2 protein-coding genes are annotated in these 1,331 nt (G+C 71.4%); one reads left to right on the plus strand and one right to left on the minus strand.

What is annotated here, in order from left to right:
- Positions 1–623: alpha/beta fold hydrolase (locus tag G6028_RS13655; protein WP_182659197.1), on the minus strand; the 623-nt coding region annotated here is incomplete at its 3' end.
- Between the two features lie 128 nt (positions 624–751).
- Here G6028_RS13655 and G6028_RS13660 point away from each other — a divergent pair.
- On the plus strand, positions 752–1,331 hold a 580-nt coding region (locus G6028_RS13660; RefSeq protein WP_182659198.1), incomplete at its 3' end, for a CoA transferase subunit A.

The raw sequence follows: 1,331 nt of genomic DNA on the forward strand, positions 1-1,331 counted from the left end.
TCCTCGTCGCCGGCCACCACGAGGGTGGGGCAGGAGATCCTCCGCAGGTCTGCCCGCCCGTCCCAGCCCGACAGGGCGTCGCAGGCCGCGGCGTACCCCTCCGTGCTGGTGGCCACGATCATCTCTCGCAGACCGGTCACGAGGTCGGGATCGGCCTCGGCACGGGCGGGGGTGATCCACCGCGCGACTACCGCATCGGCGACCGCCTCGGTGCCGCCGCCGCGGACGGCCGCCGCACGCTCGGCCCACGCCGAGGGCTCCCCAAACTTCGCGGCCGTGCACAGCAGCGCCACGGAGCGCACCCGAGCGGGCTCGTGGACCGCGAGCCACTGCGCGATCGCGCCCCCCAAAGAGAGTCCGGCCACGTGGAAGCGGTCCACGCCGAGGGAGTCGAGCAGTGCGAGGACGTCGCCCGCGAGGTCGGCGATCGTGCAGGAGCCCGGAACGACCTCGGAACCCCCGTGGCCGCGGTGGTCGATCGCGACGACCGTGTGGTCCCGGGCCAGATCGCGGACCTGGTGGTCCCACATCGAGCGGTTCGACCCGAGTGATCCGAGGAGTACGACGACGGGGGCGGCCGTCGACTCCGGTCCGCTGACCTCGTACGACAGGGTGGCGGGCATGGCGTCAGTCCTTTCCTGGGGGCGCTGCCGGGTCCGGCCCGGCCCGGGCGTCGTGACCCACGATACGCGCGGATCGTGCGTGATGCGAACTGTTGTGTATCTAGCGAACACGGCCTACGGTGTCTGACATGACCAACAAGATCTTTTCCTCGGCCGCCGAGGCGGTCGCGGACATCCCGGACGGCGCGTCCCTGGCCGTGGGCGGCTTCGGGCTGGTCGGCATCCCCGCCGTCCTGATCGACGCGCTCCTCGACCAGGGTGCGACCGACCTGAGCACCGTGAGCAACAACTGTGGGACGGACGGCTTCGGACTGGGCAAACTGCTCGAGTCGCGCCGCATCTGCCGGACCACCGCCTCCTACGTGGGGGCCAACAAGGAGTTCGCCCGGCAGTACCTGAGCGGAGAGCTCGAGGTGGAGCTGACACCACAGGGCACCCTGGCCGAGCGGATGCGGTCCGGCGGTGCGGGCATCCCCGCCTTCTACACCCCGGCCGGCGTCGGCACGATGGTGGCCGACGGTGGACTCCCGCTGCGCTACGACGGGGACGGGGGAGTGGCCATGGCCTCCGAACCCAAGGAGGTGCGCGAGTTCGACGGCGTGCCGTACGTCCTGGAGCGCTCGATCGTCACCGACTTCGCACTCGTCCACGCGCACCGTGCGGACACCGCGGGGAACCTGCAGTTCCGCGGCACCGCCCGGAACTTCA

The organism is Dietzia cercidiphylli (assembly GCF_014145145.1).
GTDB lineage: Bacteria > Actinomycetota > Actinomycetes > Mycobacteriales > Mycobacteriaceae > Dietzia > Dietzia natronolimnaea.